The 10,903-nt window shown below is 43.2% G+C and carries 15 protein-coding genes; 4 read left to right on the top strand and 11 right to left on the bottom strand.

Features of this window, described 5'->3' with window-relative positions:
- The 4 genes from FBF61_RS34960 to FBF61_RS35750 all read left to right on the top strand — a co-directional run.
- Positions 1 to 250: hypothetical protein (locus tag FBF61_RS34960; RefSeq protein ID WP_205748363.1), on the top strand; the 250-nt coding region annotated here is incomplete at its 5' end.
- Between the two features lie 40 nt (positions 251 to 290).
- Entirely contained in the window at positions 291 to 785 is a 495-nt protein-coding gene (locus tag FBF61_RS34255) for an RNA polymerase sigma factor (protein WP_138485496.1), read from the top strand.
- A 171-nt stretch (positions 786 to 956) separates the two neighbouring features.
- Positions 957 to 1,769, top strand: a complete 813-nt coding sequence (gene lgt, locus FBF61_RS34250; protein WP_205748362.1) for a prolipoprotein diacylglyceryl transferase — start codon at positions 957 to 959, stop codon at positions 1,767 to 1,769.
- Between the two features lie 220 nt (positions 1,770 to 1,989).
- Positions 1,990 to 2,280: a response regulator gene (locus tag FBF61_RS35750; protein ID WP_138485495.1), complete on the top strand. Its 291-nt coding sequence runs from the start codon at positions 1,990 to 1,992 to the stop codon at positions 2,278 to 2,280.
- 266 nt (positions 2,281 to 2,546) lie between these two features.
- On the opposite strand, the gene FBF61_RS34240 is transcribed toward FBF61_RS35750, so the two are convergent.
- The 11 genes from FBF61_RS34240 to FBF61_RS34190 all read right to left on the bottom strand — a co-directional run bounded on the left by FBF61_RS34240 (position 2,547) and on the right by FBF61_RS34190 (position 10,574).
- On the bottom strand, positions 2,547 to 3,275 hold the full coding sequence (locus FBF61_RS34240; RefSeq protein WP_138485494.1) for an SDR family NAD(P)-dependent oxidoreductase: 729 nt from the start codon (positions 3,273 to 3,275) through the stop codon (positions 2,547 to 2,549).
- A complete protein-coding gene (locus FBF61_RS34235; protein WP_138485493.1) occupies positions 3,268 to 3,753 on the bottom strand; it encodes a nuclear transport factor 2 family protein in 486 nt (161 codons plus the stop codon). Before FBF61_RS34235 ends, FBF61_RS34240 begins: the two co-directional genes overlap by 8 nt.
- A gap of 68 nt (positions 3,754 to 3,821) precedes the next feature.
- The gene (locus tag FBF61_RS34230; RefSeq protein WP_138485492.1) at positions 3,822 to 4,616 is read right to left on the bottom strand and encodes an SDR family oxidoreductase; all 795 of its coding nucleotides are present in this window, start codon (positions 4,614 to 4,616) and stop codon (positions 3,822 to 3,824) included.
- 160 nt (positions 4,617 to 4,776) lie between these two features.
- Entirely contained in the window at positions 4,777 to 5,778 is a 1,002-nt protein-coding gene (locus FBF61_RS34225; protein ID WP_138485491.1) for a saccharopine dehydrogenase family protein, read from the bottom strand.
- Between the two features lies 1 nt (position 5,779).
- Positions 5,780 to 6,106 (bottom strand): nucleoside triphosphate pyrophosphohydrolase family protein, encoded by a 327-nt coding sequence (locus FBF61_RS34220; RefSeq protein ID WP_138485490.1) that lies wholly within the window; start codon positions 6,104 to 6,106, stop codon positions 5,780 to 5,782.
- 103 nt (positions 6,107 to 6,209) lie between these two features.
- Positions 6,210 to 6,995: an SDR family oxidoreductase gene (locus FBF61_RS34215; protein WP_138485489.1), complete on the bottom strand. Its 786-nt coding sequence runs from the start codon at positions 6,993 to 6,995 to the stop codon at positions 6,210 to 6,212.
- 46 nt (positions 6,996 to 7,041) lie between these two features.
- A complete protein-coding gene (locus tag FBF61_RS34210) occupies positions 7,042 to 7,659 on the bottom strand; it encodes a hypothetical protein (protein WP_138485488.1) in 618 nt (205 codons plus the stop codon).
- 38 nt (positions 7,660 to 7,697) lie between these two features.
- A complete protein-coding gene (locus FBF61_RS34205) occupies positions 7,698 to 8,276 on the bottom strand; it encodes a TetR/AcrR family transcriptional regulator (RefSeq protein WP_138485487.1) in 579 nt (192 codons plus the stop codon).
- 74 nt (positions 8,277 to 8,350) lie between these two features.
- On the bottom strand, positions 8,351 to 9,271 hold the full coding sequence (locus FBF61_RS34200; protein WP_138485486.1) for a helix-turn-helix domain-containing protein: 921 nt from the start codon (positions 9,269 to 9,271) through the stop codon (positions 8,351 to 8,353).
- A complete protein-coding gene (locus FBF61_RS34195) occupies positions 9,268 to 9,627 on the bottom strand; it encodes a hypothetical protein (protein WP_138485485.1) in 360 nt (119 codons plus the stop codon). The genes FBF61_RS34200 and FBF61_RS34195 overlap by 4 nt, the downstream gene beginning before the upstream one ends.
- A gap of 137 nt (positions 9,628 to 9,764) precedes the next feature.
- The gene (locus tag FBF61_RS34190) at positions 9,765 to 10,574 is read right to left on the bottom strand and encodes an SDR family NAD(P)-dependent oxidoreductase (protein WP_138485484.1); all 810 of its coding nucleotides are present in this window, start codon (positions 10,572 to 10,574) and stop codon (positions 9,765 to 9,767) included.
- Positions 10,575 to 10,903 lie beyond the last annotated feature (329 nt).

The following is a 10,903-nucleotide window of genomic DNA, read 5'->3' as shown; positions in this document are numbered from 1 at the left end:
CGAGCATTCTGATCATTTCTTCCTTGAACTCAGCGTCGTAGCTCCGACGACTTTTTACAGATTTTTGGTCTTTCATTTTGCATCATGTTGTGCAAAAATGTGTGCCGCTTTTCGGAACCACCTCAACAAGCTAAATCAAACTCTTTCACAATGTTGTATTGTTATGGATACTCTGGCTCCAATTGATGCGCATCCAAAGAGAGAAATTAGTTTAATAAAATGGCAAGTCTGTGACAATTCTCTTGAATAAGCTTACTAATAGTTAAAACAGCATTGAAGCTGCAGCATCTATGTCCCTTGAAAAAGATTTTATCAGAACCGTCCAGGATCATACCGGTATTATTAACGGTATCTGCAAGACATATTTTCCCAAATCTGATGATTTTAAAGATGCCAGGCAAGATGTGATCTTACAGCTGTGGCGTTCCTTTCCAACGTTTCGAGGAGAGTCAAAGATCAGTACCTGGATTTATAAGGTTGCTCTTAATACCATTTTAGCCAAGAGGAAAAAGGATTACAACCTGGATGCAAATGAACCATTATCACAACTGCATCTTGATCATATTTCTTCCGGCGCTGACTTGACGGGAGATTTTACTCAGGAATTTTTTTGGTTGGTTAGTAACCTCGGTGATTGTGACAGGGCTATTATTATTCTTTCTGTCGAAGGATATTCCAATAAGGAAATTGCTGGCATACTTGATCTAACTGCAACTAATGTAAGCACAAGGTTGAACCGCGTAAAACAAAAACTTAAAGACCGTTATCTAAATGAACAACAGTAGGTTAAAACGTGCTTGGGAGCAACAAAAGATAGATTTTAAAGATCAGCTCATTTCAGAAGAAGAAATTCTGTGTGCAATACTACCAGATCTTAGCAAACAACAAAGCGTTCGACGGCTTCTTTATAACGCATCGTTTTTTCTATTCTTGCTCATCTTTTGTCAAACCTGCTGATGTTAAGTTACATAATCTGGGATGTTCAGCCCGAAATATTCTCCTGGGCAAGTGTACCGCGCTGGTATGGTGTATTCTGGGCAATTGGCATCTACCTGAGCATCTTGGTTGCAGGCCGTATCTTCAAAATTGAGAAGCGTCCACGTACCGAAATCGATGAACTTACCCTGTTTTTAATTATCGGCACCTTAGTTGGCGCTCGGTTAGGACATATTTTATTTTATGAGCCCTTATATTACTGGAAGCATCCAATCGAGATATTACCTGTCTCGTTAACACCTTCATTCCATTTTACTGGTCTTGCAGGACTAGCCAGCCATGGAGGTGGTGTTGGTCTGATCCTTGCGGCTTTCATTTTTGCCAGACGTAAAAAACTGCATTTTCTTTGGCTTTTAGACCGGATTGCCGTTGTCGTCCCGTTATGCGGGGCATTTATCCGTTTAGGGAATTTAATGAATTCGGAGATGATCGGAACTCCATCCACTATGCCTTGGGCATTTGTATTCACTAATATTGATAACGTTCCAAGACACCCAGCTCAATTATACGAAGCAATTTATTGCGGTTTGATATTCTCTCTTATGTTCCATTTATGGCACCGCAAGCGCCTTGAATGGGGACACGGTGTACTATTTGGAATTATGACATCGACCTTGTTTTCCTTCCGTTTTATAGATGAGTTTTTTAAGGAGAATCAGGAAGCTTTTGAAGATAACATGGTCCTTAATATGGGTCAAATACTTAGCATTCCATTCATTCTTCTTGGATTGCTTATTATTGCTGCCCGTCTCAACAAGCCTATCCCCAGGTAATAAAGCAGTTATGAAGTACTATTTAATGTATGCCTACTTGTATTAACTGTACACTTATGGCACTCCTGAGTAAGGAATCGCATAAAACCGAAAATAGGCTTCAGTACGTTTTAACCCACCGATTAATTTGTCAACCTCTAGCCGTTACATATGAGATTGGAATCAGCGCTTAGAGTATGTTGATTAAAGTAGTCGTTAATAAAAAGATTTACCTTTGTATATGAGCAGAAGTACAACTTTGTTTTTAACAGACGACGATGCCGATGATCGCCTACTAATGATAGAGGCAATCAAAGCCATAGATCAAAGCATCGAAATTGTTGAATCAGAGAATGGGCAGGAACTTCTCGCGGCTCTGCAGTCACAAACAGTATTGGATGGATGTCTTATCATTCTGGACATGAACATGCCAAAGATGAACGGCTTGGAAACCCTATCGAATCTGCGAACCATTCCTCGCTTAGCTTCCCTACCACAGTTATGCTATCGACATCTGGAAATCCAGATATGATTGAATTTGCTAAAAAATTAGGTGCGCTCGACTATTACATAAAGCCATCAAACATGGATGATCTTCTCAATCTGTGCCGTCAATTGATTTTGGGACTAGCAGGGCATTCTGGTGTCGGAGCTGGTACGCTTTAACAACCGTTTGAATGAACCCGCATAGAAAAAATATCCCTGTTAAAACAGTGCAAAACAATTCTAAAATTCACATGTCTGTTTTCAGAAAACCAGAAAACCCACTGCGGCATTATCCATCCGGATCCGGTCTGACTACCAGGGGAGTATCCCATTAGGCCCGAAAAAGCCTCCGTTAGCAGCTTCCAAGTTCATAGTTGCATACTTTATGGGCACTGCTGCGCCTTCCTGCGTAATTAGCGTTCCTGAATTATCGTTAAGCTCGGTCCGGATGTGCCCAGGTTCGACAGCATATACCTTTATATCTAAAGGGCCAAGGTCCTTAGCAAAAGCGGCAGTGATCATATTCAGTGCTGCTTTTGAAGCCGAGTAGCCCATGAAATTGACTTGTCCATAAATGACATTAGGATCTGAGCTCAGACTGATAGAGCCAACAATACTACTTAACATGATGACCCGCGCCTGATCAGCAGCTTTCAGCAAAGGAAGGAAAGCTTGTGTTACGCGGATTGGTCCGAAAGTGTTTGCCTCAAAAGTTTGCCGGATCAAATTCATGCTTTCCTGGCTAGGCAAGCTTTTTAGGTTCGGGGCAACACCTGCGTTGTTAATCAAAATTTTCAGATGCGGGGTGTGCTCATTCAAAGTGCGCGCCGCCTGAATCACACTGCTATCATTTGCGACATCAATCACAAGCAAGTATACGTCCAGCCCCTTGGAGCGAAGATCATCGACAGCTGCCTGACCGCGGGAAAAATCCCGCGATCCCAGCCATACTCTATACCCTTGTTTGGCCAGCCCTTCAACCGTTGCCAACCCTATTCCTTTGTTTGCCCCGGTTACAAGGGCCGTTTTTATACTATTCATTATCCTTCAATATTTTTGCAGATGGCCCGTCCGGATTAGCGTGGTGTGACAAGTCTCCGGCAAAACCCATAGAAAGGCTTCTCTCTTTGAAATGCCATTGACCGTCAATCCGCGCGAAGATGTCATCATACGTACCAGTCATGACCGGCTGCAACGGAAATGACCGCTCAACGTCCTGTTGAAAAATAATAAGGTATGATTTCGCAGTAGCTGACGTTTCATCCTCATTTATCTTAATAACAGTATTAGTAGTTATGTGAGCTGTCTGAGGAGTGCCATTAGAATAAACCTGAAGATTAGATTTAAGCATTGATTCAATATCCGCACCTTCTGTAAATTCTCCAAGAGAACCGATTCTTCCATGTGCAAACAATGCCCCGACTCCAGCAAAGTCACCTTTGTCCAATAAATGCGTGTAACGTGCGACTAGATTTTCGATCTCTCTCTCGCTGCTAATTTTATAGGTTACCTGATTCATTTGAATAGATTTTAATTTTATGTTTGGTTTATTTCTAATAGTAGAATTCAACAGTGAAGAACTAAATGCTAGATGGTTGGGATAGCACCGCCGTCAATGATATAATTAGTACCTGTGATGTAGGACGCCCTTGGTGAAACCAAAAAGCCAACTAGCTCCGCAATATCTTGCGGTGTTGCCATTCGGCCCATTGGAATCCCACCAAGTGTGTTCATCAGATTCTGTGTCGTTACTTCTAAACTTAGTCCTAATGATTCTGATAAAGACTGCAAATACATGTCCATCGTATCGGTCTTTACCATACCTGGTGAAACGCTGTTAACGCGTACGCCCTTGGGGGTTACCTCTTTTGAAAGGCTTTTGCTATAATTATTCAAAGCGCCTTTGGCCACCGCATAGGCGCCAAGCGACTGGTACAAGGGCAATACCCCACTTAAAGAAGAAATATGGATAATTACTCCACTTTGTTGTTCCAGCATTTTTGGAAGAACGGCCCTATCTATACGTACCGGAACCAGCAGGTTTAATTGCAGGTCATTCTCCCAATGCTCATCTGTGAGCGCGGCAAACCCGCCCGAAGGACTGTTAGAGCCGCCCATATTATTGATTAAAATATCAATAGCCCCATACTTTTCATGGATATGCCCTATTACTCTTGCCGTTTCTGAGGAAACCGTTAAATCTGTTGCAATAAAATGATGCCTTAACTCATTATCATCCGGATGATTTCTTGCTGTTACAATTACGGTAGCGCCCGCCTCAGAGAGTCTGTCAGCAATTGCTCTTCCAATCCCTTTTGTACCCCCTGTCACAAGGGCAATTTTACCGGATAGTTCCGGGGTTTTTATTAAACTATTTTCCATTATTACTTAAACTAAATTAGCTATAAGGATTAATATGACTGATAATCAATACCTTAAAACGACTGTTCCAGAATTAGATAAGAAGTTATTTTATACATGAGCGTTAACTTGTGCAGACACTTCTTTCTCCAACAGTACAGGGATATTTGTATGTGCGTAATTATAAGTTGAGTAATTCAACGTCTAGTGCTTTCAGCAGTGCTGTTCCGTACACCGAAGCAGGTGATTGAAAGCCTACTGTATAGAAACCGTTTATTACCCTCGAAACAATTTCTACCGATGATTTGACGGTGGGCATATAGCCGGCAGGCATAATCGCCATGGATCGTACTATGGATCCATCTGCCCCCATCACCTCTGCAACAATCTTACTCTGCAGCACATTGTAGTCAATACCCATTTGGCTGTGGACATTAATAGTATCTGGCTGCCCGGTACTGGCGGGCAAAGCCATTTGAAAATACTCTTCTATATTAGCGATCCCTGTTGACCGGTAACAAAGCACGACCCCACCCAGTGGTGTGGGCAGACACTCTTCAGGGCCATCTCCAAAATCAAACTTGGCAGCCGGCGCCTCCGATAACCGCTGGATCAACCCATTCTTTCTTATCAGTATTCCTGCATTAATTATGTTAGCACTGCTGGCAATTGAACCTGGCGTGAAACCACCGCTGTATTTGAAAGCAATACGAAGCGAAATCGGGTTCTTAATCCGGCCGACTGTATGTAAAACCAGTGGGTCATAGGTAGCAAAGAGCCCTGCCCCAGAAAGGATCATTACGCCTGCATCAGCTGCTTCTAAGCCTTTAGATTCAGTTAGCCTGTAAATGTCAATTTCGGCAGTAATGTCAACATAATGTACTTTGTGACTTATACAAGCTTGCATGGCAGGCTTCGCCGTTTCGCTGAAAGGTCCCGCAACATTAAGAAGGCACGTTTTACCTAAAAGGGCTTTTTCCCAGCCAAATTTATCATCTACCAAAAATACATGATATGGCACACTTAATTCCCCAGACAAGGCCAGAAGCTTGTCCCTGTCTCTGCCTGCAATCTCAAAATCCAAGCCGCGCCTTACGGCTTCGTAACAAATCATTTTGCCGGTATATCCAGTTGCGCCATAGATGAGCAGTCTTGCGCCAACAGCTTCTTGTGTTAATTCCATATTAGTTACTTAAAAGCTTCTCGGTTCTTGACAGAAATCCATCCAGTGCTGTATTAATATCTAGATTCATGCGGTCAGCCAGTATAATTAGCCACCAGATGCTTTCACCTAACTTGTGTGAAAGTTCATTTTCCGGCTTGTCGCCTTTGGGCCAACGTCCTTGCTGTGCCATCGTTAACCTGCCAACAAGCCCGGCATCTGTCAGAAATGCTAGTGCATCTTCCTGAACAGACCACTCGCTACCGTGGTGTTTGAGTTCTAGTTCGTGGTATAGCTTCCTGATAACGAGTGAGCGTTTCACCACATCATCTAAATTGATATCTTTCATGGTTTGAGTGTTTAATATCAAGTCATATATCCTGTTATTCTGCAACCATTACCAGTGTTGAAAAAAGATTAAAATGTCTGATCCATAGGGTATTGATCATTTATTAAAAAACAGTAGGTATGGTTCCGCCATCTATTACGACGTTGCTCCCGGTGATGTAGGAGGCTTTGGGTGAAACCAGAAACCCTATCAAATGCGCTATTTCTTCTGGCTGAGCGAGTCTGTTCAGCGGAACACCTCCCAGGCTGTCCATGACCAGCTGGGCTGTCTCGTCCAGGTTTTTACCTAAGGTAGAGCCGTAGCTATGAAGAAAACTTTCCATGGCTGTGGTTTTTACCATACCTGGTGATACAGTAATTACGCGCACACCTTTGGATGCAACTTCATTAGCTAATGCCTTGCTGTAATTGTTAAGGGCTGCTTTGGTTACACCGTAGGAGAAATTAGAGGCATAAAGCGGTAACTTACCATTCAGTGAAGAAATATGGATCACCACACCAGTGTTACGCTGAATCATTAACGGAACCAGCGACCTGTCCAGCTTGATGGCTGCCAATAGATTCAATTGCAGATCATTTTCCCAGTCCTGATCAGTGAGTACACTAAAACCGCCTGCCGGCCCGGATGTCCCGCCTACATTATTAATTAAGATATCAAGTCCGCCATATTCCTCTATAATTTTGTTTGTTAACCCTTTATTATCTTCTGGTTTGGTTAGGTCTGCTGCGATAAAGGCGTGCTCCGACTGTGCATCAGGCCTGCTCCTTGCTGAAATAATCACGGTGGCCCCCAGGCGAGCGAGCTCATCTGCTATCGCTTTGCCTATGCCTTTTGTCCCCCCGGTGACTAGCGCCACTTTCCCAGTTAATTCATTCGTTGCTGCTTCCATTATCAATTGTTATTATTGAAACATTTGTTTCAGATTTAATTAAAATTTATTGTTGCTTTGCTACGGGATCGCGAAGGATCGTTTGAAGATGTGCCTGACTTTCCCCTACCTCGAAATTGGTCAGATGAATTTCATGATGCATGCCGGATTTTTTGAAACCGTTGCCGGTGGCAAAGCGTTGCAGCACAGGTAGCGTTTGCAATTCCCCGGCAAAAGGGCCTGTATGTAAAAGCTGGACACAAGTTCCTGCTGTGTAGGTGAAAAGTTCAAAGCCGCTGGCGAAGGGAATATCTTGTCTTTGCTGTGCCGTTTGTGCAATGGCTTCACTCGTAACAAAATCAGGAATACGGATCGCAATCCGGTAACGGAGTAGGTCTAAATTTACTGTTGTATAAAACCGGCCGATATCGACAAACCCAACCTTCTCCGGATCAAACCAGTAAAATATTTCCACGATCCTGCTTGTAAATGCATGATCAGTGAGCGCAGAGTTCTTCTCCAATGCAATGATAACTTCTTTTATGGCCGCTTTCTTTTCATAAAAAGCGTTAGTCCCAGGGCTTCCTTCTCCAATAATTGAAACATAGCTGGCTTTTCCTATTTCGATAACTTCAGGTTTTTTGGTTGCCGTGAAGTAATCTTTGTACTGCTCATGTATATTCATAATTTCGAAACATTTGTTTCAGATTAGTTGCAAAAAAATTACAGGCTTATCTGCTGCACAAGGAATGCTGCCATTTTCTTGACGCGCACCTTGTCCTTGTGAATGATAAACGACTCATGCCAACCCGTAAAGTGGTTGATGATATAGTCCGTTAACATGGCTGAGTCCTGGCTTACTTTTATCTCTCCTTTCTCTATGGCCTTTTCCACCAGAGTGATCAACAAATTATAAGTAAAATCATTGTCGGCTTTTATGATCTGCTGCACCTGCTTATCGGTTGCGGCTACTTCAAATGTCGTTTTAATGGCCAAGCAGCTATTAGGTTCATTTGTAATGGCATGAGCAGATGATTGAATAAATTTTTCAATCGCTTTTAATGGCGATTTGATCGGTTCCAACTGCTTCAAAGCAGCTCTCATTCTGGACTCGGTAAAGTGCGTTAAACTCCGGATAAAAAGCTCATGTTTGTCGCCAATCGTATTATACAGGCTACTGCTGTTGATACCCATCGCCTCTGTCAGATCTCTCATCGTAGTGCCGTTATAGCCTTTTCTCCAAAAGACATCCATTGCCTTGGAAACTGCTAACTGTTCATCAAATTCAACATTCCTTGCCATGCCCTAATTTACAAATGATAAACAAATTAAGTTCAATTCTGAAACGTTTGTTTCTTTATTATCGGTTTTTAATACTAGTTGTTGAATGATTGCCTGAATTCGAGTGGTGAGATTTTTGTCTTACTCTTAAAAAGTTTATTAAAAGACTGTGGGTATTCGAAGCCGAGCTGATAGGCTATCTCGGCAATGGTCAGATTGCTTGTGCTTAAAATATCTTTTGCTTTCTCGATGAGTTTGCCGTGTATATGTTGTTGGGTGGTCTGGCCGGTCAGCGAGCGAAGCATGTCACTCAGGTAGCGCTGGGAAACGTTCAAATGGCCAGATAGCTGCTGCACCGTTGGTGGCCCTGTCAGTAGGGCCTTGTCTTCATTAAAGTATTCAGATAAATAAGCTTCCATCTCTGCGATCAGGTCGTTGTGCAACACTTTTCTTGTTATAAACTGGCGGTTATAAAAGCGGTTACTGTAGTTGAGCAGTGTCTCAATCTGTGACACCATCACATCCTGACTGAAATGGTCGATATTACTATCGAGCTCTGATGCTACTGCATCAAATAAAGAAAAGATTACTTTCTTCTCTTTATCAGATAGGTATAGCGCTTCTGCCACCGAGTAGGAGAAGAACCCATACTTTACCATATTTTTCCCCAAGGGATAACTCCGGATAAAATCCGGATGGAAAAGCAAAGTATAACCGCTATAATCTTTCTCTTCCTGAGCGGCGGATATGAGCTGGTTTGGCGCTGTAAATGAGAGGCCCCCTTCCTCAAAATCGTAATGACCCTGCCCATAACGAACCTGCCCTGCAAAATGCTTTTTAAAGGATATTTTGTAAAAATTCAGGATATACCCCTTTCCAATATTGCCAGTATCAACACGGACGTCCTTGTAATCAACCAACGCCACTAAGGGATGGGTCGGCTTAGGCAATCCCAAAGCCCGCAGCAGCTCAGAGATACTTTGAAAGATATGGGGTTGAAATTCTTCTTTTTTCATAATTCAGCCAGTTTGTGACTATTTGGGTCAATTTGATGATAGATCGGGTAAATGTTCCAGGAAACTGTCCCTTGGTCGATCACATCATGTACAGGTGAACCTGCCAGCTCGTCCATTAGCCGGTGCATGGCATCGGTGCCCTGCTTCTCTGAATCCCAGATCAGCGCATCGACAACCGTTCCGTCTCGCCGCTGGGCAATGTGCCTGGACTGAAAGCCAGGCTGCTTTTTAAGCCAGGTGTCCACATCAGCATTGGCTTTTATGAAATCCTGATAGGTTTTCCCTTTTTCAAGTTGGAAGGTGGTCATTTCCAGGCCACCTGGTTGCAGGCCACCTGGTTGTTTTATGTCTGACATTGTTTGTTAAATAGGGTTATGCAGTTGAACGAATTATCATCTCAGTAATGTCGACATCCTGGGGCTGACCTTGCCAAAGCCGCTGCTGGCCCCGGTGATAACAACTACCTTACCACTTAAATTTACGCTTTCCATAATCAGTTGATTTTATAGAGTTCACTGATTTGTTCACTGTGCGCTTGTATGCCGAGCTTCTGACGCATTTGGGAAGCATGGACTGCATCCGGACCAGCCAGGTAACGCAATTGCGCTTTGCCGTCCGTGGCAGCCTCATACACCACTGCTGCAATAGCAGCCGGTTCTGAAAATACCACATTAGTGCTGCCATCTTCAAAGCCAGCCATCATCTTGTTCCAGAGTGGCTCATACGCTTCATGTGCAACGTAAGTCAATGACCTGCCAACATAATCGGTGTTCATTGCACCTGGTGCAACTGTTTTAAAGGCTATGCCGAATTGGTTGGTTTCATAGTTCATTGCCTCGCTCCATCCTTCCAAAGCAAACTTGGTAGCGCTGTACACCGAAGCAAGGGGATTAGCCGCTATTCCTGCAGCCGAAGTAATTGTTAAAAAAACCCCTTTTTTGCCTTGTGTGCGAAATGAAGTTATAGAAGGCTGGCTTACCCTGAAAACGCCCAGCAGGTTCGTATCCAGCTGGCTTTTGATTTGCTCATCGGAATATCCCTCAAACCCTCCAACCAGCCCGTAACCCGCATTGTTTAAAACAACATCCACGCCCATTGATATGGCTACTTGGGTGGCGTCTTTAACCTGCTGCACGTTTTTTACGTCCAAAGCCAGCAGGGTCAGGTTTTCCAACCCAATAAGATCGGTTTCCTTTTCAGGGTTTCGCATGGTCGCAATGACTCTCCAGCCATTAGCCAGAAATAGTTTCGCCGTTTCTTTTCCCAGTCCGGATGATGCTCCTGTAATGAATATCGTTTGCATTGTTTATTGTTTTTAGTTCGATGCAAAGGTCTCACCTGTGGCATTCACGCATGTTTCCATTTTGGTCAATGTTGTATCCAAAAGCGGCCGCGAAAAATTTAAGTCATTTTTTGAAACAAATGTTTCAAATTACGTTTAGTGATTAAAATATGACGGCACCATATTGAGTAAGGATCGCCCTGTAAAACACAGGAGATAGAAATAGTGAAGCCTTACCCTAATGAGGACAGTGTACGTTTAGACTTTATCCATTTCTAGTTTCTTGACAAACGTTGCCGGTGCTAAGCCAGCCAGTGCTTGATGCGGATGAAAGCGATTGTAGTCTTCCA

The organism is Dyadobacter bucti (genome assembly GCF_005869225.1).
Lineage (GTDB): Bacteria > Bacteroidota > Bacteroidia > Cytophagales > Spirosomataceae > Dyadobacter > Dyadobacter bucti.
This window is presented reverse-complemented; position numbering and strand designations above follow the sequence as displayed.